The 272-nt window shown below is 48.9% G+C and carries 1 pseudogene; it reads right to left on the bottom strand.

Going from position 1 to position 272, the window contains the following annotated elements:
* Nucleotides 1-272, bottom strand: a pseudogene (locus DW182_RS21680) (hypothetical protein); the annotation flags it as partial.

Below are 272 nucleotides of genomic sequence, written 5' to 3' on the forward strand. Positions count from 1 at the left end.
CCGTCAATGAACTCACGGATGGCACTTTGACGTTCCAGTTCGCGGGCGAAGAAGCGGAAAACGGGTTTCCACTCGCCACGAAGAGCCATTTCTTTCACCAGACCGGAAAAAGAGGAAAGGTCCAGATCAAACATTTTTGCTTCGCGATAGGCTTCTACCAGATATGTATAAAGCTGTTCGCGTACAGTCAGGTTCGGAATGCCAAGAATGGCACTGCCAAAATCAGTACCTTGTATGGACAGCATCCCGAAGTAGAACAGCAGGCTCTTGAA

The sequence above is a fragment of the Bacteroides sp. AM16-24 genome (genome assembly GCF_003471885.1).
Lineage (GTDB): Bacteria > Bacteroidota > Bacteroidia > Bacteroidales > Bacteroidaceae > Bacteroides.